General features: G+C 66.0%; 14 protein-coding genes and 1 riboswitch. Of the genes, 5 read left to right on the top strand and 9 right to left on the bottom strand.

The annotated features are described in order from the left end of the window. Positions 1 to 59: 59 nt before the first annotated feature. The gene (locus ABD848_RS19095) at positions 60 to 1,334 is read right to left on the bottom strand and encodes a TRAP transporter large permease (RefSeq protein ID WP_344974301.1); all 1,275 of its coding nucleotides are present in this window, start codon (positions 1,332 to 1,334) and stop codon (positions 60 to 62) included. Beyond that, positions 1,331 to 1,885, bottom strand: a complete 555-nt coding sequence (locus ABD848_RS19090; RefSeq protein WP_344974298.1) for a TRAP transporter small permease — start codon at positions 1,883 to 1,885, stop codon at positions 1,331 to 1,333. Before ABD848_RS19090 ends, ABD848_RS19095 begins: the two co-directional genes overlap by 4 nt. Positions 1,886 to 2,037: 152 nt before the next feature. Between ABD848_RS19090 and ABD848_RS19085 the strand changes: the two genes are divergently transcribed. Beyond that, positions 2,038 to 3,039, top strand: coding sequence for a LacI family DNA-binding transcriptional regulator (locus ABD848_RS19085; RefSeq protein WP_344974295.1), 1,002 nt, complete (start codon positions 2,038 to 2,040; stop codon positions 3,037 to 3,039). 357 nt (positions 3,040 to 3,396) lie between these two features. Here ABD848_RS19085 and ABD848_RS19080 read toward each other — a convergent pair whose 3' ends face one another. After that, positions 3,397 to 4,731: an FAD-dependent oxidoreductase gene (locus ABD848_RS19080; RefSeq protein ID WP_344974292.1), complete on the bottom strand. Its 1,335-nt coding sequence runs from the start codon at positions 4,729 to 4,731 to the stop codon at positions 3,397 to 3,399. A gap of 93 nt (positions 4,732 to 4,824) precedes the next feature. Here ABD848_RS19080 and ABD848_RS19075 point away from each other — a divergent pair, with 93 nt between their 5' ends. Together ABD848_RS19075 and ABD848_RS19070 are read left to right on the top strand one after the other, a co-directional pair. Beyond that, complete coding sequence (locus tag ABD848_RS19075; RefSeq protein WP_344974289.1) at positions 4,825 to 5,691, top strand: helix-turn-helix domain-containing GNAT family N-acetyltransferase; 867 nt, start codon at positions 4,825 to 4,827, stop codon at positions 5,689 to 5,691. 332 nt (positions 5,692 to 6,023) lie between these two features. After that, positions 6,024 to 6,614 carry an AMIN-like domain-containing (lipo)protein gene (locus ABD848_RS19070; protein WP_344974286.1) on the top strand — a complete coding sequence of 197 codons (591 nt, stop codon included), beginning with the start codon at positions 6,024 to 6,026 and terminating at the stop codon, positions 6,612 to 6,614. Positions 6,615 to 6,765: 151 nt separating this feature from the next. On the opposite strand, the gene metH is transcribed toward ABD848_RS19070, so the two are convergent. Continuing rightward, positions 6,766 to 10,461 carry a methionine synthase gene (gene metH / locus ABD848_RS19065; RefSeq protein ID WP_344974283.1) on the bottom strand — a complete coding sequence of 1,232 codons (3,696 nt, stop codon included), beginning with the start codon at positions 10,459 to 10,461 and terminating at the stop codon, positions 6,766 to 6,768. A 31-nt stretch (positions 10,462 to 10,492) separates the two neighbouring features. Beyond that, positions 10,493 to 10,572: riboswitch (S-adenosyl-L-homocysteine riboswitch) on the bottom strand. A gap of 519 nt (positions 10,573 to 11,091) precedes the next feature. Here metH and ABD848_RS19060 point away from each other — a divergent pair. Then, on the top strand, positions 11,092 to 11,823 hold the full coding sequence (locus tag ABD848_RS19060) for an AMIN-like domain-containing (lipo)protein (RefSeq protein ID WP_344974280.1): 732 nt from the start codon (positions 11,092 to 11,094) through the stop codon (positions 11,821 to 11,823). Positions 11,824 to 11,952: 129 nt separating this feature from the next. Here ABD848_RS19060 and ABD848_RS19055 read toward each other — a convergent pair whose 3' ends face one another. After that, the gene (locus ABD848_RS19055; RefSeq protein WP_344974277.1) at positions 11,953 to 13,446 is read right to left on the bottom strand and encodes an MFS transporter; all 1,494 of its coding nucleotides are present in this window, start codon (positions 13,444 to 13,446) and stop codon (positions 11,953 to 11,955) included. Between the two features lie 200 nt (positions 13,447 to 13,646). Further along, positions 13,647 to 14,084: a hypothetical protein gene (locus ABD848_RS19050; protein WP_344974274.1), complete on the bottom strand. Its 438-nt coding sequence runs from the start codon at positions 14,082 to 14,084 to the stop codon at positions 13,647 to 13,649. Between the two features lie 283 nt (positions 14,085 to 14,367). Here ABD848_RS19050 and ABD848_RS19045 point away from each other — a divergent pair, with 283 nt between their 5' ends. Further along, a complete protein-coding gene (locus ABD848_RS19045) occupies positions 14,368 to 15,294 on the top strand; it encodes a LysR family transcriptional regulator (protein ID WP_344974271.1) in 927 nt (308 codons plus the stop codon). A 315-nt stretch (positions 15,295 to 15,609) separates the two neighbouring features. Here ABD848_RS19045 and ABD848_RS19040 read toward each other — a convergent pair whose 3' ends face one another. The 3 genes from ABD848_RS19040 to ABD848_RS19030 all read right to left on the bottom strand — a co-directional run. Next, on the bottom strand, positions 15,610 to 16,842 hold the full coding sequence (locus tag ABD848_RS19040; protein WP_344974267.1) for an IS701 family transposase: 1,233 nt from the start codon (positions 16,840 to 16,842) through the stop codon (positions 15,610 to 15,612). Positions 16,843 to 17,035: 193 nt separating this feature from the next. Then, complete coding sequence (locus ABD848_RS19035) at positions 17,036 to 18,379, bottom strand: maltokinase N-terminal cap-like domain-containing protein (RefSeq protein ID WP_344974431.1); 1,344 nt, start codon at positions 18,377 to 18,379, stop codon at positions 17,036 to 17,038. Positions 18,380 to 18,432: 53 nt separating this feature from the next. Then, on the bottom strand, positions 18,433 to 18,858 hold a 426-nt coding region (locus ABD848_RS19030), incomplete at its 5' end, for an alpha-glucosidase C-terminal domain-containing protein (protein WP_344974264.1).

Genomic DNA, 18,858 nt, shown 5'->3' with positions numbered 1-18,858 from the left:
TCTCCTTACGGGGATGGGGTTGCCGCGTGGGGCGGCGGTGCGGGATGGGTGGTCGGTCCTTAGAGGCCCAGGTAGGTGGGCAGGAACAGGACGAGGTCGGGCGCCACGGTCAGCAGCGCGAGGACGGCCAGCAGCGGGACGAGGAACGGTGCGGTGCCGCGGAAGACCTCGTGCATCGGTGTCTTCGTGGCCGAGCCGAGGACGAAGAGGACGCCGCCGATCGGCGGTGTGAGCAGGCCGATCATGAGGTTGATGATCGTGATGACGCCGAAGTGGACCGGGTCGACGCCGAACTGCACCGCGATGGGCAGCAGAACCGGCACGGTGATCACCAGCGCGGCGATGGGTTCCAGGATCGTGCCGATGAGGATCAGCGCGAGGTTGACCAGCAGCAGGAACACCACCGGGCTGTCGGTGAAGCCGAGCAGGAACGAGGCGATGTCCTGAGGCACCTGCTCGCGGGCGAGAATCCAGCCGAGCAGTCCGGAGGCGGCGAGGATGATCGCGATGGCGGCGGCGGTCGTCGCGGTCTCCACCACGATCCGCCACAGCCCGCGCGGCGTGAGTTCGCGGTAGCAGAACCCGAGGACGAGGACGTAGGCGGCGCCGACCGCGGCGGCCTCGGTGGGGGTGAACAGCCCGCTGAGGATACCGCCGAGCAGTAGGATCGGGGCGCCCAGCGGCCCGAGCACGCGCAGCGTGGCGCTGCGGGCTTCGCCGGGTTCGGCGCGCCGGCCGGCGAGGTGGGGTTGGCGGCGGCCCCACAGGTAGACGGCCAGGGCGAGCCCGCCGGCGATGAGCAGTGCCGGCACCACGGCGGCGGCGAACAGCGCGGCGGTGGAGACCGCCGCCACCGAGGCGTAGACGATCGCGGGGATGCTGGGTGGCATGACCGGGCCGATCAGGCTGGAGGCCGCTGAAAGTCCCAGGGAGAAACGGCGGGAGTAGCCGCGGGAGGTCATGGCGGGGACCGTCATCTTGCCTAGTCCGGCGACGTCGGCCAGGGCGGCGCCGCTCATCCAGGAGAAGCCCACGCTCACGCCGATGTTGACGTAGCCGAGGCCGGCGCGGACCCGGCCGAACATCACTTGGGCGAAGGCGAAGATGCGGTCGGCGATGCCGGTGCGGTTGGCGGTGACGCCGACGAGGATGAACAGCGGCACCGCCAGCAGCGGGAAGCTGTCGACCTCTTGGGCGGCGGTGCGCAGGCTCAGCCCGGTGGACTGGTCGGTGACCGCCATGTAGGTGATGCAGGGGCCGAGGATCGCGAAGGCGATGGGGACCCGCAGCGCCAGCAGCAGCAGGATTCCCAGCACGACCAGTGCGGCGCTCACCGGTGGGCCTCCTGCGCGTCGGTCCCGGCGGGCCGCGTCTCGGGGTTGGCAGGGCCGGGCAGCAGGGCGTTGGTGGCGGCGCGCAGCACAGCCAGCGCCAACCCCACCATCGGGATCACATAAACCCAGGTCATGGGGATTCCGAGGGCGGGTGTGGACTGTGGTGAGCCGCCGAAGACCAGCTCGACCGCCTCAGCGGTGAAGGCGAGGCACACGGCGGCCACGACGAGGTTGGCCACGATCCATACCGTGCGCCGAATCCAGGCTTGTGGCGCGAAATCGATCAGCTTGAGGGTGATGTGTGCGTCGCGGCCCAGCAGGTAGCCGGCCAGCGAGAACGTCAGCCACACCAGGCCCAGCCGGGCGAGTTCGCCGGTCCAGACCCACCCGGCCACGGGCAGGTGGCGCTGGAGGGCCTGGGTCAGCATCAGCGCGAAGATCACGGTCAGCAGCGCGGCGCCTGCGGTCAGCTCCGCGGTCTCCAGCCAGCGCACCACCGCCGGACGGGGCCGCGGCGGCCCACCGCCGGATGTTTCGGGAGTGTCGGTCATCCGAGGCTCCGCTCAACGAGGACAAGGGGTATTGGCTGCTCAGGGCGGTGTGGGGCCGCCCTGACGAACGATTGTGTGAACACTAGGTTTCCGCCAAAGATGATGGCAAGCGATTGCCAAATGTTGTCATCGCACGTAGAACAGAAGCCATCATGAGTACCCCCAAACGCACGACCGTCTACGACGTCGCCCGCGAGGCCGGCGTTGCCGCCTCCACGGTCTCCCGCGCCTTCAGCAACCCCCGCCGGGTCAACGCCACTACCCGCCAACACGTCCTGGAGGTGGCCGAACGCCTCGGCTACCGCCCCAACCCACTGGCGAGCGCGCTACAGTCGGGGCACACGGCGACCCTGGCGATGCTCGTCCCCGACATCGCCAACCCCCACTTCTTCGGCACGATCCGCGGCGCGGAGCGCCGGGCCAGCGCCGCGGGCATCACCTTCATCCTCGGGTTCACCGAGGAATCGGCCGACACCGAACGCAACCAGATCGAGCGCCTGGCCCGCTCGGTGGACGGGTTCGTGCTGGCATCGAGCCGGATGCCCGAGGCCACGACCGTCGATCTCGCCAGCGAGCACAATCTCGCCCTGGTCAACCGGGAGATCGACGGGTTGCCCAGCGCCGTCATCGACAACGCTTCGGGCAGTCACCAGATCGTGGACCACCTCGCCTCCCTGGGCCACCGCTCACTGGTGTACCTGTCAGGGCCGCACCACTCGTGGCTGGCGGGGCAACGCTGGCGCGCGCTGCACGCCGGGGCGGCCCAGCGCGGCATGGGGGCACGGCGCCTGGGGCCGTTCCCGCCGCAGGTCGCCGGCGGGGGCGCGGCAGCCGACGCCGCGCTGGTCTCGGGTGCCAGCGCCATCGTCGCCCACAACGACCTCCTGGCGATCGGCATCCTGCGACGGCTGGCCGAACGCGGCGTGGACGTGCCCGGGGAGATCAGCGTGGTCGGCTATGACGACATCTTCGGCGCCGACTTCTGCGCCCCCGCGCTGACCACGCTGGCGGGCCCGCAGGAGGAGGCCGGCCGCGCCGCCGTGGAGATCCTGCTGACCAAGGGCTCCCCTACCGGTGTCCAGGACTCCCCCCGCCGCGTGGTTCTCCCCTCCCACCTGGTCATCCGCGACTCCACCGGCCCGGCGCCAGGGTGACTGCGCCCGGCGCGCCGGGAACCCGCCCGCACGCGCCGTTGCCGGCGATCGCGTGCCGCCGCCGGAGACGGGACACGGGCGGCCTCACCAGCGCCCGGAGCGCTCGCGAGAGGGGTGGCTCGCCATGGGCACCCCGGGCGAGGCGTCGCTCGGGGTGCCTACGTGCTGTTTTGGGAAGGGGGTGAGGGCCGGCGGTGGCCGAGGTGGTTTGGGCGTCGTGATCGCCGCGAGGATGCCCGCTCGGCGAGCCTCGCGGCCAGGATCGCCGAACGGGCACACCTCGCCGCAGTGACGCCTCATGACCCCGGACTCGGACACGCCGCTGCCGCTCCCCCAGAAGGCGCCTCGGAGCGCGCCTCAGGTCGAGGCGCTCGGCAGGGTCAACTCGACCGGTTCGGGGGCGGGGCCGCAGCAGCCGCCCTCGTCTTGGGCCTGCGGGGCGTCGAAGAGACCCGAGCCGCCGCACACGCCGGTCTCGGGCAGGGTCAGCTCCACGCGCCGGGCCGAGGCGTGGTCGCCGGCCAGGTGCGCGGCGATGCTGCGGACCTGCTCGAAGCCGGTGAGCGCCAGGAAGGTGGGGGCGCGGCCGTAGGACTTCATGCCGGCCAGGTAGAACCCCGGCTCGGGGTGGGACAGCTCCCGCTCGCCGTGGGGGTAGACGGTGCCGCAGGAGTGCACGTTGGGGTCGATCAGCGGCGCCAGTTCCACCGGCGCTTGCAGGGTGGCGTCCAGCCCCAGGCGCACCTCCGACAGCGGTGACAGGTCGGGACGGAAGCCGGTCAGCGCGACGATCTCCTCGACCGGGTCGAGCGTGCGGCCCTCGTCGTCGACGAGCACGAGTCCGGCCTCGCCGGCACGGACCTCGGCGGTGCGGAACCCGGTGACGACCTCGATCGCGCCGGACTCCACGGCGGCGCGGGCGCGCTCGCCCAAGGCGCCGCGCGCCGCGAGCTGGTCGGCGGCACCACCGCCGAAGGTGTCGCCAACCTCGCCGCGCCGCAGCACCCACACGGCGCGGGTGGCGGGCTCCTCCTCGGCCACCTGGGCCAGGGCGACCAGGGTCGTCAGCGCCGAGTGGCCGCGCCCCACCACGGCGGTGCGCCGCCCCGCGTAGCGCGCGCGGTCCTCATCGGCGGCCAGGTCGGGGATGCGGTAGGAGATCCGGTCGGCGACGGTGTCCTCTCCCAGCGCGGGCAGGCCGTCGCCGCCCAGCGGGTTGGGGGTGGTCCAGGTTCCCGAGGCGTCGATGACGGCACGTGCCAACAGGCGCTCGTGCGAGCCGTCGGCGTGGCGCACGACGACGGTGAAAGGCTGCTCGTCGCGGCCGGTGTCGACGACGCGGTCGCGTCCGCGCCGGCTCACCCCGGTGACCTCGGCGCCGAACCGCACCCGATCGCCCAGGGCGGCGGCCAGCGGCTCCAGGTAGGACAGCGTCCACTCGCGTCCGGTGGGGCAGACGTCGTCGGCCGGGCGCTGCCAACCGGTGGCCACGAGCAGCTTCTCCGCGGCCGGGTCCACCAGGTCGCGCCACATCGAGAACAGCCGGACGTGGCCCCACTCACGGACGGTGGCGCCCGCGGCCGTCCCCTTTTCCAGGACCACCACCGGCAACCGCCGCCGCTCCAACTGCGCTGCCGCGGCCAAGCCGGTCGGACCGGCGCCGATGACCACGACGGGAAGCTCGTCTGCCATGCCACACCCTTTCATCGATGTCTGTCGATCTAAAGCGAATCTATCGACAACCATCGATAGACGCAACCATCGACTGGGATCGATAATGGGGACATGACCCTGCCGCCACCCGCTCCCGCTCCGCCGCAGCTCGCCACGGCCGAGGCCGCCACCTACGCCTCCTGGTTCGCCTGCCTCGGCGACCCCACTCGGGTTCGCCTACTGCACGCCATCGCCACCCACGCCGGCAGCGTCAAAGTCGGCGACCTCGCCGACACGCTGGGCATCGGCCAACCCACCGTCTCCCACCACCTGCGCAAACTCGCCGAAGTCGGTTTCGTCACCCTCACCAAGCAGGGCACCGCGACGCGTGTGGCCATCAACCAGTCCTGTTGCACCGGGCTGCCCCACGCCGCCGACGCGGTGATGGGCCTGCTCACCAACCGCCCCTGCTGCCCGAGCGACCTGCCCGAGGACGTGGTGGTGCGAGCGATGCGCGCCGGGGACATGGCCGACGTGCGCCGCGTCTACGCCGAGGGAATCGCCACCGGCGACGCCACCTTCGACACTGAGGTTCCCCAGGAAGCCGTGCTGGAAGGGAAATGGCTCAGAGATCACCGCTGGGTGGCCGAGATCAATGGCGAGGTGGTGGGCTGGGCCGCGCTCACCCCCGCCTCAGAGCGTCCGGCCTACGCCGGAGTCGCCGAGACCTCGGTCTACGTCGCCGAGACCGCCCGCGGACGCGGGGTCGGCAAGGCACTACTGCACCGGCAGGTCACCGAGGCCGACACCGACGGGCTGTGGACCCTGGAGGCGTCGATCTTCCCCGAGAACAAACCCAGCCTCGCCCTGCACCACAGCGCGGGCTTTCGCACGGTGGGCGTGCGCGAGCGCATCGCCTGCCACCACGGGACCTGGCGCGACACCGTCCTACTGGAACGCCACCACGACGGCTGCGTCTGTCCGCCAGGCTGCGACTGAAACGTCGGCGGCGTCGAGGCCCACCTGCCGCGCTCCGCTGCGAAACGGGGGGCTAGCCGAGTGTAAATGCCGGTCGTCAACGGCGAGGTAACCACGACGAGAATTGTCACCAGACGATTTTCGGCAATTCTCGGCAGCCGATTCTCGGTGACGAAAACCGCCCCACCGCGCCACTCACAGCAGTCATGACGCGTAAACCGGCCCCGCGGTGTACGGGAGACCGTGGCCACAGATGGCCGCCAGCACACGATGTCCGCCATGTCGGGATTGTGGAACAGTGGCGGTATACCTCGGAAACCCCCCGAGACCAAAAACGAAAGGGTGATTCCCCCATGCGCAAGGTCGCCGTGGTCTGGCTGACCACGGTCGCGATGCTGCTGACCTCGGGCCTCAGTCTCGGCCTCGGGACAGCCAACGCGACCCCATCATGCGTGTTCACCGATTACTGGACCGTGGGCGCCGACACCGACCCGGGCAGCTCCGGTGATCCGATCCGGGACGTGCGCGCGGGCCGCCACGACTGCTTCGACCGCCTGGTCTTCGACGTCCACGGCAGTGCCGACACCGGATTCGACGTGTCGTACCAGTCGCAGGTACTGGCTCCGGGCTCGGGCACCCCAGTGCCGGTGGCCGGCGACGCCGCACTCCGAGTGATCGTGCGTTCCCCCGCCCAGGGCTACCCCGGCACCGGCACCACGGAGCCGCTAGCCACCCAGGGAGAGCACTTCTTCCCCGAAAGCGCACTCGCCGACTGGGGGGCGCTGCGCTCGGTGCGCTACGCCGGCTCGTTCGAAGGCCAGACCACCTTCGCCATCGGGGTGCGCGAAGAACTGCCGTTCCGCGCCTTCATCTGGCACGACCAAAACAGCGGTATCCACAAGGTGATCGTCGACATCGCCTACAACCAGAGCAGCATCAACTAGCTACTTCGGTGGCCGACGCCCCGCGGGGCGTCGGCCACCGCACCAGTGCTCGGCACCGCGGTGCCGAGCACTGAGGGCGCATACCAGCGATTGACCTCCTCCCCCACGGCTGAAGCCGAGGGGCCGCGCCGCTAGAAAGCCGGTCAGCCGATCACCGCGGGTCGTAGTCAAGGTTGGGACGCAGCCAGTGCTCAACCTCGGAGACGCTGACGCCCCGCCGCTTCGCATAGTCCTCGACCTGATCCTTGCCCAGTCGCCCCACCGTGAAGTACCGCGAGGCGGGGTGGGCGAACATCAGCCCGCTGACACTGGCCGCGGGGGTCATGGCGAACGACTCGGTGAGGTCCATGCCGACCTCGTCGGCGCCGAGCACGTCGAACAGTTCCCGCTTCAGGCTGTGGTCCGGACTGCCCGGGTAGCCGAAGGCGGGGCGGATGCCGCGGAACCGTTCGGCGTGCAGGTCCTCCAGGGCCGGCGCCGCATCCGGCTCGAACCAGGCACGGCGCGCCTCAAGGTGGATGTACTCGGCGAACGCCTCGGCGAGGCGGTCGGCCAGGGCCTTGACCATGATGGACTTGTAGTCGTCGTTTTGCTCTTCGAACGTGGCGGCGAGACGTTCCGCGCCGTGGATGGCCACGGCGAACCCGCCCAGGTGGTCTCCTTCCGAGCGGACGTAGTCCGAGAGGCACCGGTTGGGCTGCCCTTCGGGTTTGGCGGTCTGCTGGCGTAGCATCGGCATGCGCAGATCGGCCGCCCCCGCGGCGGGGCCGCCGAGCAGGATGTCGTCGCCCTCCGCGTGCGCGGGCCAGAAACCGTAGACGCCGTGGGCCTGGAAGTGACCATCGGCGATGATCTGGTCGAGAAGGGCGTTGCCCTCGTCGAAGAGTTCCCGGGCCGCCGGCTGTTCGAGAATCTTGGGGTACTTGCCCTTCATCTCCCAGGCCAGGAAGAAGAACTGCCAGTCGATCATCTCGCGTAGGGCGGTCAGATCGGGACGGATGACGCGGGTTCCCGTGAACTCGGGCACCGGCACCTCGTCGAAGGTGACCTCCTCGCGGTTGGCGCGGGCGGCTTCGAGCGACAGCAAGGGGCGCTGCTTGCGGTCGGCGTGCTGCTCGCGCAGGCGCTCCTGCTCGGCTTCGTTGCTCTCGACCATCTCGCCGACCCGCTCGGAGTCGAGCAGGTTGGAGACCACACCGACGACCCGGGAGGCGTCGAGCACGTGAACCGTGGGGCCGTTGTAGGCGGGGGCGATCCGTACCGCCGTGTGCTGCCGCGACGTCGTGGCGCCACCGATCAGCAGGGGCAGCTCCATCCCCCGGCGCTGCATCTCCTCGCCGACGTTGACCATCTCGTCCAGCGAGGGCGTGATCAGCCCGGACAGCCCCACCACGTCGGCGCCTTCGGAGATCGCGGTGTCGAGGATCTTCGCGGCCGGAACCATCACCCCAAGGTCGATGACCTCGTAGTTGTTGCAGCCCAGCACCACGCCCACGATGTTTTTGCCGATGTCGTGGACGTCGCCTTTGACGGTCGCCAGCACGACCTTGCCGTTGCCGCGCTGCTCCTCGCCGCCCCCGGCCTGGCGCGCCCGCTCCTTCTCGGCGTCCATGTAGGGCTCAAGGTAGGCCACGGCGCGCTTCATCACGCGGGCGCTCTTGACCACCTGCGGCAGGAACATCTTGCCGGCCCCGAACAGGTCGCCCACGGTCTTCATACCGTCCATGAGCGGCCCCTCGATCACGTCGATGGGGCGGCCCAGGCTCTGGCGGGCCTCTTCGGTGTCCTCCTCGACGAAGTCCACGATGCCGTGGACCAGCGCGTGGTCCAGCCGCTTCTCCACGGAAGCCTCACGCCAGGAAAGGTCCACCGTGCGCCGGGTGCCCCCCGTGTTCACCCCTTCGGCGAAGGTGACAAGGCGGTCGGTGGCGTCGGGGCGCCGGTCGAAGAGCACATCCTCCACGTGTTCGAGCAGATCCGCGGGGATGTCCTCGTACACGGCGAGCTGTCCGGCGTTGACGATGGCCATGTCCAGACCGGCGCGCATGGCGTGGAACAGGAAGGCCGAGTGCATCGCCTCCCGCACGACCTCGTTGCCCCGGAAGGAGAAGGACAGGTTGGAGATGCCGCCGCTGATGCGCACTCCGGGGCATCGCTCCTTGATGCGCGGCAGCGCGTCAAGGAACGCCTTGGCGTAGCCGTTGTGCTCCTCGATGCCGGTGGCGACAGCGAGCACGTTGGGGTCGAAGACGATGTCTTCAGAGGGGAAGCCGATCCGCTGGGTGAGGAGGTCGTAGGCGCGGGCGCAGATCTCCACCTTGCGGTCGGCGGTGTCGGCTTGGCCCTCCTCGTCGAAGGCCATCACGACCACCCCTGCGCCGTAGGAGAGGATCTTGCGGGCCTGGTCGAGGAATACCTCCTCGCCCTCCTTGAGGCTGATCGAGTTGACGATCCCCTTGCCCTGCACGCATTTGAGCCCGGCTTCGAGCACGCTCCAGCGCGAGCTGTCGACCATGATGGGCAGCCGCGCCGCCTCCGGCTCGGTCGCGAGCATGTTCAAAAACGTGGTCATCGCCTGCTCGCCGTCGAGCAGGTCGGCGTCCATGTTGACGTCGAGAAGGTTGGCACCCCCGCGCACCTGCTCCAGCGCGACGTCGACGGCGCTTTGATAGTCCTCGGCCTCGATCATCCGCCGGAAGCGCTTGGAGCCGGTGACGTTGGTGCGCTCACCGATCATGACGAAGCCGGTGTCGTCGTCGATCTCGAAGGGCTCGAGACCGCTGTACCGGGTGCGTTCAGGCAGCTCGGGGACGGTGCGCGGCTGGTAGTTGGCCACGGTCGAGGCGATGTGCTCGATGTGGTCGGGGGTGGTCCCGCAGCACCCGCCGACGAGGTTGACGATGCCCGATTCGGCGAACTCTCCGAGCAGCCGCGCGGTCTCCTCCGGCGTCTGGTCGTAGCCCCCGAAAGCGTTGGGCAGACCAGCGTTGGGATAGCAGGAGGTGTAGGCGTCGGAGATCCGGGAGAGCTCGGCGATGTGCGGACGGATCTCCTCGGCCCCCAGCGAGCAGTTCAAGCCCACGATCAAGGGCTCGGCGTGCGCGACGGAATTCCAGAACGCCTCGACGGTCTGGCCCGACAGAGTACGCCCGCTGAGGTCGACGATCGTCACCGAGATGCACAGCGGCAGCTCGGGGGCGACCTCCCGCGCCGCCGCGATCGCGGCCTTGGCGTTGAGCGTGTCGAAGATCGTCTCGATGAGGAGCAGGTCGACGCCGCCTTCGGCGAGGGCCTGAATCTGCTCGGCGTAAGCGTCATACACCTGGTCGAACGTCACAGCCCGCGTGGCCGGGTTTTCCACGTCGGGGGACAGGGAGAGCGTCACGTTGAGCGGGCCGATCGAACCGGCGACGAAGCGCCCCTCGAACTCGTCGGCCACCTCGCGGGCGAGTTCGGCGGCGCGCAGGTTCATCTCCCGCACCAGCGGTTCCATCTGGTAGTCCGCTTGCCCGATGCTCGTCGCGGTGAACGTGTTCGTCGTGGTGAGGTCCGCACCGGCCGCCAGGTACTGGCGGTGGATGTCGCGTACGACGTCCGGACGGGTCAGGTTCAGCAGGTCGGGGTCCCCGGTGACGTCACAGGGGTGGTCCTGGAACCGCTCGCCGCGGTAGTCCTCCGGGGTGAGGTCGGCTCCTTGGAGCATCGTTCCCCACCCGCCGTCGAGCACCGCGATGCGGTTTTCGAGAAGGCTTGCCAGGGCCTTTTTCTTGTCATCCGCCCCACGAACGGAAGGGGAATTATTCCCACCATTTCCGTTCGCTTTTGTATTTTCAGTATGGCTGTTCATTTACGAACACCTCCCTAAATAAAAACAACTTTTCCGGGAGGCGCCCTTGTTACAGAAAAACACAGGACGAGCGTGGCGGGCCTTAAGCCCGTTGCAGCGCCTCTCGTCCTGCGCCCGATAGGATACTGAGGAGCTATCAGGCTGGTCAACACTGCCCCCCTGTGATCCCCGGTCACAGCGGGATACCCATCGGTTTTCCCACCAAACCCTCACTGCCGTCGGGATTCACTGAAAGAGACCGCTGAACCCAGAAAACAGCAGGCTCCGCAATGCTTCACCCCCTATCAAAAAGTGGGCTCTGTCATAGCGATGGTATCTAATTCCCCACCTGTCACACTGAGGAGCCCCCTCCCGGCCGACCGGACTCCCGGGGCGAAGCGCCCTGTGAAAAGGCCGAGACGCACCGCGAGCGGCGCGACACCACAGCCTGCTCGCGGATATCTCTTTCACCAGATCGTTGTCTCGACGACAGGTGCCATGTGTCACCCTCGGAAGGTGCCCCGGCCTGCGGACGGCGCTTCCGCCCGGTTCCGCGATACGCGGTGTATCCGGCCTTGACGGGAAAGCGGCCCGGCCTCGCCGGGTACCCGCCGAGCAAGGCCCTGCCCCAAGAGCGAAAGGTGACCCCCGATGCGAAAGGCCGCCATTGTCTGGCTCGCCGCAGGCGCGCTGCTGTTGACGTCGTGCTCTAATGCCGACCCCCCGGGGGCGGGGGAAGGGACCGATACGGCCGGCGGCGCGGGAGGCTCGCCGTCGGCCACCGATACGCAGACTACGACGACTCCTGCCGACACCACGCCCGAGGGAAGCGGAGAAAACAGCGGTGACGACGGGAACGGAGGCAGCGGAGGTGGCGGCAGCGACGACGCCGGTTCCGCCTCGTGCCAGGTGACCGAAGGCTGGACGCTGCACCCCGATGTCAAAGACGGCAACTCCGGCGATCCTATCCGGGAGGTGCGGGCAGGCCGCCACAACTGCTTCGACCGCGTGGTCATCGAGGTCGACGGCACCGCCGAGACCGGGTTCGACGTGGCGTACCAGAGCCAGGTGCTGGCGCCGGGCTCGGGCACCCCGGTGCCGGTGGCCGGCGCCGCGGCGCTACGGGTGATCGTGCGCTCCCCCGCCCAGGGCTACCCCGGCACCGGCACCACGGAGCCGCTGGCCACCCAAGGGGAACACTTCATCCCGGAAAGCGACCTGTCCGGCTGGGGCGCGCTGCGCTCGGTGCGCAACGCCGGCTCGTTCGAAGGCCAGACCACCTTCGCTCTTGGAGCCCGCGAAGAACTGCCGTTCCGCGCCTTCAGCCACCTCGACGGCAGTGTGCGCGAGGTGGTCATCGACATCGCCCACAGCGCGAGCTGACCGGCTTGGCGGCCGGCGCCCGCTGCGGGTGCCGGCCGCCGCCGTGGTGTTTGGCGGGCCCCCAAACACCACGGGCGAATACTGGCAAATCACCGCCAAGCTATTCCCGACCATCTGTGCTCAGGACACCTAGGCGTCCTCAAACTTGGGTTTGCGCAGCAGCAGCGGCAGCAGCAATAGCGTCAGCAGGGCAAGTGCCAGGTTCACGACCAGTCCGGCGATGAAGGCTCCGGAGTAGTCGGCGACAGTCCCGCCCGTCCCGACTACGGCGAAGAAGACCAGGCCCAGAATCATCACGCCAAAGGAGTTGCCGAACTGTGTCATCGTCTCCAGAACGCCCGAGGCAGAACCGGACTCCTTCTCGGGGATGCGGTTGAGGACCGCTCCGAACAATGGGCTGACACCGAGCCCTTCGCCGAATCCGATGACGGCCAGCGCGGGAACCAGCACCCATGCGTTCATCTCTGTCCCTGTCACGAACGCAGTCATCAGCAGCGCGAGCGTGCCCGCTGCGTTGATCCCGTAGCCGAGGGTCAGCACGTGCATACCTAGGCGCGGTTGCAGTCGGGGAGCGACAAGCGAAGCAGCGACAAAGGTGACAGCCAGCGGGGTGAAGGTCAACCCGGCAGCCAGCGGAGAGTAGCCGAGCCCCTCCTGAAGCTGAAGAGTCAGGATGAAAAACAGTCCTGTATTGCCCGCGAAGAAAGCCAAGGCGAGGGTGTTGCCACCCGCGAAAGTCGGGCGCCGAAACAGCACCGGGTTGACCAGCGGGTCCCCTCCTTGTACCGCCAGACGCCGCTCCCAGAACGTGAAAGCGATGAAAGCTGGCACGAAAAGGAGCAGCATACCCAGAATCCAGGGTGGCCACCCGGCGTTTTGGCCCTCAACGAGCGGAATCGAGAGCAGCAGCAACGCGACACTGAGCAGCAGCACGCCGCGCATGTCCAAGGTTGGGCGCTGGGTGCCACGGAGAGTGGGCAGCGTCCTCGCGGCACCGATCATGGTCAGCAGGCCGATAGGTATGTTCACCAGGAAGATCAGTCGCCAGGAAAGACCGAACACGTCCCAGGATGTGAGCAGGCCGCCGAACAACTGACCGGCGATAGAAGCCAAACCGATGGTGACGCCGAACAGTGCGAAGGCGCGAGCCTGGGCCTTACCCGTGAAGGCAGTCTGTAGGATCGACAGGACCTGGGGGTAGAACAGGGCAGCGCCGACGGCCTGTAGGACGCGGAAGCCGATCAGGGTCGCGGGAGTGGGGGCGATTCCACACAGCAGTGATGCCAGTGTGAAGAGCCCGACCCCCACGAGAAAGAGTTTCTTGTACCCGTGGATGTCGCCGAGACGGCCACCGGTGATCAGCAGCAGCCCGTAGACCAGGACATAGCCGCTGATGGTGAGTTCGGCTTGGGCAAAGCTCGCGTTCAGGTCCTCACGAATGGAGGGCACAGCCACGTTGACGATGAAAGAGTCCATGATCGCGATGAAGGTGCCGACCATGGCCACCAACAGCATCCATCGCTGACGCGAATCGAGCTTACCCGTGTCGGCTGAGCGGCGGTCTTCAGCCTTGGCCTCAGACGGTGGTGCCACCGTCGTCGCCGCCGGATCGGATTCTGTCACGGCAAACCTCTCCTTTGGACAGGAAGCGTTGGGATCACCTCCACCCTCGGATGTAATGACAGAAGGAACAACGACAAATCCCGAAACGCTCGATAAGCCAAGTCAATAAGCCTGGGGGAGACACCGACGCGCAGCGAACATATTTCGCTTAGCATGAGGGAAGGCAGTGCGACGGCGCGCGGCATGCCTGGGTAGCTACATCAAAACCGACAGGGGCCAGGATGGTTCTTGAATAGGAGGCAACGCACTTCGAGATAGTGAGAAGCATCACTGTTCTCAGTTTTTTCGCATCCCTGAGGCTGTCGGATTTCTCGCGCTTCCGGAGCGTCTTCGCTCCAGAAGACATAGGCGTCCTGATCACCGTCGCAAGGGGTACGGCCAACCAGAGCGGCGTGCTCACCCTGGTGCCCCTGCTGGAGGCAGCAACTCACCGTCCGCACGTCCAGGGCTTTCGCGCACTCCGAAGGGCTGGACTTCGGCTCGTCCTGGTCACAGCATGTGATGTCGGGGAGATCGGCCCACCACATTTCCATGTCGGGAAGCTCGGCGACGAAAGCATATTCGGCTTCGGAAAGACGGATGACGGCTGTGCAATGCGACACACAGGTGGGGTCGGCACTCATTTCCGAGGTCTCCACACGGCCCTTCCCTTCTAATGCCAGGTATGCGGTGTCCTCAGTAAGGCAAGCAGCGTTTCGGAGCTCTTTGGTCTCTGTTGACTCCTGCCGCCAAGAGCCCTCAGCATCTTCCCCAAAAACGGAGAAAACGGCACAATCCAGACGCGCATATCCCACGAGAGTAACCTCCTGACAGCGGTACGTATACATACAACCTGGGCCCCTAACCTTGAACCAGCCGAACATGCGGAACAATGATGAGTCGCGACATCATCAATAAGCCTGAGCAATACATGGGGGTAAGATGCTGGATCTGCGAGAGATCGAGGCGTTTCTCGCGGTCGCTGACGAGTTGCACTTCGGTCGTGCTGCCGAGCGCTTGCAGATCTCCCAGCCACGCACTAGCCAGATCGTCAAGCTGTTAGAGCGCCGTATTGGTGCGCCATTGTTCGTCCGATCGAGCCGCCAGGTGGACTTGACCCCCCTGGGTGAACAGTTGCGAGCCGATATCGAGCCGGCCTACCATCAACTACACGAGGGGATCGATAAAGCAAAGCACGCCGCTCGCGGTATCGACGGCACGCTGCGCGTGGGGTTTCTGGGAGCCGCTGCCAACGAACTCACTCCGCAGATCTTCAGCACATTCCGGAAGCGCCATCCGGACTGTGAGATTTCGATGATCGAAACGCATTTCGCTGATCCGATCGGGCCGCTGCGGCGTGGTGAAGTTGACGTCCTGTTCACTCGCCTGCCCGTAGAGGAACCAGATCTGGTTGTCGGCCCTATCGTGGTCCGCGAGCCGCGTGTCCTCGCAGTGCCTGCCGGCCACCCCTTCAGTCGACGCAGCGAGGTGTCTCTGGAAGATCTTGCTCGCGACACCGTGTTCGCCGTGGCCTCTCCCGCACCTGGATACTGGTGGGACTTCCACGTTCCTCCAACCACGCCCAGCGGGCGGCCCATCAAGCGGGGTCCGGCTGTTGCGACTTTCCAGGAACTCCTCGCACTGATCGCGGCCGGCCAGGGCATCTCACCGGTAGCCGCGTCCGTCCCCCGCTACTACGGGCGCCCTGAGATCACTTTCATCCCGCTACCCGATGCCCCGCACACAGAGGTCGCCTTGGTATGGCGCGCCCAAGGCGAGACAGCTCGCATCACAGCGCTCGCCCAGACAACGGCTTATGTGGTGGAACGCAACGGTGGGCCTATCGGGGTCCCTTCAGAGCACGCCTGATACCGCCGCGCTGTTGCGAATGGTTACTGGCCTTTGCGGTTACGTGCGGCATCCGGCTGGTTCTGCCGCGCTAAAGCGGCTGACTGCGGCCTTTTCGACTAGGGGCCTGGCGTAGGCCGAGGCGACGTTGACGAAGCGCCTTGGCCAAGCTTCGCGCGGACGCAACAACCGCTTGACCAGTGACACCGACCCCCCAACTCTCGAAGCCTGAACTGAAGACCCTCTGAACGGCGTGCCGGCCTTGCGCCTGGTCGGGGGGCATGTGTCCCTTCGGGACACATGCCCCCCGACCAGCGGCAATGATCACCAAACCACCTAAAGTCCTTTGAGCCGGTCATAGGCGTAGGCGGCGGAGATCAACGTCATATGGTGGTGCCAGCCGGGGAAAGACCGCCCCTCGAAGTCCTGTAGCCCGAAATCCGACTGCAAGGCACGGAGATGACTCCTGCTCTCAGCGCTGATGCCGGCCAGCGGAAGTATCTTGTCAGTTTTATACTGTGTTATGTTTGTTATCCAGTACTGGGGCTCATGCTCCCTGTCACTGGGCCATAATGCGAACAAGCGGTGGAGCTGTGAAGCACGTCCCCGGAAATCACCACCGCCGGTAGGAAGCCGCACTAGAGTACTCAGTATTTGGTGAGAACCTGGTAAGGTCGGCGTGCGCTTTCCCATGGTTACACTTGGCCCTCTAAACATCTCACGGCGGACACAATCCCGCACCGTGGTTCCGCCTGTCGAAGCGACAGAGACCTTGTTTATATCGCCTCCCGGGCGCACAGGGGTCAAATGAGGGGTATCGACAACCTTCATCGATCCGTTGACCTCGACAAAAAATTCCCCACCGTCGTGAGCGAGATTACGGACGATCGGAAGCACATCCGAGGTTGTATACAGATCGGTGAGTACAGGCGCCGGAGGAACATCCCAGCGTTCAGACAGCGTACCCGCCATATCGACGATGTGTTGCCAGACAGTCTTTCCGGTCTCATCCGAGGGAATTCTGGCTCGCTTTTGCCGCTCGCTGTCTTGTAGCCAGGCATCAGACATCAGAAGGCGCCAATCCACCGGTAGCGTTCCTACCTCGGTGGCCAGGAACATCCCTATCCCGACCTGGCAGTTGATGGTTCTGCCAATCTCCGGAATAAACCTTTTCGCCACACCTACCGAGTGCCTACCTCGCTTGGGGATGATAACGTTCTTCACTACCCAGGCTTTCACCTGACTACGCTCGCTTATGTATCGCGCGAGAAGCCCTCGAACTGGAGTCCAATCCCACGGACTCTGATTGATAAACTGCTGGATGGACTGAGTCGCTGCGGACTGATCCGACTGGCATACGCACCTGGCGATATTACGAACGCTCTTCTTTCCCCTAACAGAAAGCAACCCTTTCAGGTACACCTCTGCCCAGCGCCTTTGGTCTGCACGTAAAAGTTTACCGAAAATCTCTTTGGTAAATTCATCTACCCCTTTCACGGCTGGCGTAGGATAGCCCACGGCTCTATCCGGAGCATACGTAGACATCTCGGCCCCCTGTATCTCATCCATCCCTGGACTCATGACGCATTTTGCCCGAAAGGTACTCACCTAATACAGTGCATACTTAACGTAATATATATAAATTTATTTGTAATAGTTTCGTGTCTGGCTATATGAGGAGCCCAGCAAAGCCTCCGGAGGCCGTGTCCGAAAGTGGCCATCGATGAATGTTCCAATTTTCCGCTATCTGCGGTACATCTGTTCACCAGAGGGATGACCCCATGGAAAGATCACGGAACGCACGCTGGGGAATCACTGACCAACTCGGCCGGTGGTAAGCTTCATAGACTGTCTCGTATGCAGCTTTGTGAAGCGTCAATGCCCGAAGCAGGACGGTATGTTCACGGGGATCGGTTCCTTCTACAGAGGCGTACCCCTCGCAGAAGGCACGCTGGTTACGCTGTGCCCATTCCTTTGCCTGAATCTCAACTGTCGAGCCAAAGTGGATATTCTGTTCGGGCTGGAGAAACTGATGGTGTGCGGCGTAATCGAAGGAACGCATCATTCCAGCGACGTCACGCAGTGGGGATTGCAGTGCCCGGCGCTGCTGAAGAGGGGCTGCCGGCTCCCCTTCGAAGTCGATCAGTACCCACCTATCTGGCGTCCGCACGGCCTGGCCAAGATGGAGATCGCCGTGGATCCGCTGGGCTGTTCCCCCACCCGGCAGTTCAGCGACGGCGGCGAAAACACTGCGGGTTGCCTCTTCGGTACGGGACAACGCGGGGACAACACGAAGGGCCCGATCGAATTGCGCACTCATCTCAGCAGAGAGACGGCGCATGTCTTCCCGGGTAAGGCTGCGGTGACCGAGCGCCTCGACGAGTTGGGCATGTACCTCGGCCACCGCGACCCCGAGCCGCCATGACTCCGAGGCGAAATCCCCGCCCGCAGCCGCCGGCGACCAGCCGTTAGCTAGCAGGTCCCGGACGCTGGCGAGAGCCATTCGCCACCCATCCGCAGCGGCCGGCAGGAATTCCTGGAGCATGGCGTAAGTGGTCGCCTCGCCTTGCAGATGGCCCGTCATGCTGCCTAGCACACGCGGCACCCGGAGACTTCCGACACGTGTGAGGGATTCCTGCAACTCCACGTCAGGATTGATACCGCTGCGCAACCGACGAAAGACCTTCAGCAGCAGCCGCTCGTCGACGACCACAGAGCTGTTGCTCTGCTCGCCGCCCAGCATCCTACTGACGACCGAAGCGGAATCCGTGGCGTCGGGCAACGGCTCCTGTTCGGCGTCGTCTGTGACGCGCCGCACCAGGGCAGCAACCAACTCATGGTCGCTCAGAGCGTCGTAGAGGATGGCCCCGTTCAGCCCAGCGATGACCGCGGGTTCCAGCTCCCTGGGCACCGCAGTGCGGATGCCGATGGGAACCTGGTAATACTCGCGTTCGCCACCGTCAACGAAATCTACGCGCACGACAAGAAGCAAGCCAACAGGGCCCTCCTCTAGCGAATGATCGGCTATGAGGCTCTGCTGTGCGACGGTGACCCCTGATACAGCCCGCCCTTTGCTAGCGAACCAGCGCTGCCACGGTAGCCACATGGCCAGGGCGGTCTCCAGCCGGGGAGGCAAGAGGGCGGAAACTGATGTCGACGTCATGACCGTCCCTCCTCGGGGTGTACCGCGATCCAATAGAAGCCGTGACCGGGAAGGGTCAGCCGGTAAGGCTGCTGTTCCTGCTCAACTGACGGGAACGGGACGCCGCCCGTAAGCTCGATGAGGGCGTCCTCTGGCCGGGCCGGGATTCGTACGTCTACGGGCTGCGGAAAACGGGAGAAGTTGTGTACGCAGACAACGGTGTCTCTGGCGCCGGTCACGTCAGTGTGGCGGCGGACGTAGGCCAGCACGCTCGGGTTGGATGCCTCTAGCTCCCGGAAGTCGCCGGTGCCGAACGCCGGGTGGCGTTTGCGGATCTGGATCATCTTGCGCATCCAGTTCAGCAACGAGCCGGGGTTGTCGCGTTGGGCTTCGACGTTGAGGGCCTGGTAGCCGTAGATGGGGTCCATGACCAGCGGTAGATA

Source organism: Salinactinospora qingdaonensis, assembly GCF_039539445.1.
Lineage (GTDB): Bacteria > Actinomycetota > Actinomycetes > Streptosporangiales > Streptosporangiaceae > Salinactinospora > Salinactinospora qingdaonensis.
Note: the sequence above shows the minus strand (reverse complement) of the source record. Positions and strands in the feature narration are given on the sequence as shown.